We start from the raw sequence: 698 nt of genomic DNA, 5'->3' as shown, positions 1-698 counted from the left end.
CTTCTGGACGGTGCGCGTCGAGCCGATGTGCGTGCTGGCCGTGCTGATCGGCTTTGCCTCCTGCGTCGCCGGGCTGCTTCTGTCCTACCACGCGTCGCTGCCGTCCGGCCCGGCGATCATCCTTTCAGCCGGCGTCGTCTATTTCTTCTCGATCGTGTTCGGCTCGCGCGGCGCGCTGCGCGCCCGCATCGTGCATCACCGCCACCGCACCGCCTGATCCCCAAGCAAGGAGACCTACCCAATGCTGAAATCCTTCCGTGCCGCCCTGGCGATGAGCGTTATAACATTAAGCGCCTTCGCAACCTCGTCGGCCTTCGCGGCCCCGCTCAAGGTGGTGGCGAGCTTCACGGTCATTGCCGATTTCGCCAAGAATGTCGGCGGCGGCGACCGCGTCAACATCACCACCATCGTCGGGCCGGATGGCGACGCGCATGTCTATGAGCCGAGCCCGGCGGATGCGGTGGCGATGGCAAAAGCCGATGTCGTGCTGGTCAATGGCTTGCATTTCGAAGGCTTTTTGCAGCGCCTTGTCGACGCCAGCGCCACCAAGGCCGCGATCGTCACCTTGACCAAGGGCGTGATGCCGATCGACTTCAAGCCGGAATTCGCCGATGCGGACGCCGCTGAAGGCGCAGGCAAGACGGTCACCGACCCGCATGCCTTCCAGTCGATCGCAAACGCCAGGATCTATGTGAAGA

The 698-nt window shown here is 63.8% G+C and carries 2 protein-coding genes; both read left to right on the top strand.

Features of this window, described 5'->3' with window-relative positions; all coding sequences use genetic code 11:
• On the top strand, nt 1–217 hold a 217-nt coding region (locus tag EOA29_RS38900; protein ID WP_189479166.1), incomplete at its 5' end, for a metal ABC transporter permease.
• 24 nt (nt 218–241) lie between these two features.
• The coding region (locus tag EOA29_RS38895) for a zinc ABC transporter substrate-binding protein (protein WP_189479165.1) at nt 242–698 on the top strand (457 nt) is incomplete at its 3' end.

Origin of the sequence: Mesorhizobium sp. M1E.F.Ca.ET.063.01.1.1 (assembly GCF_003998155.1) — a bacterium.
In the GTDB taxonomy this organism is placed as follows: Bacteria; Pseudomonadota; Alphaproteobacteria; order Rhizobiales; family Rhizobiaceae; genus Mesorhizobium.
The sequence above is the reverse complement of the archived record's forward strand: the minus strand, read 5'-3'. Positions and strand labels throughout refer to the sequence as shown.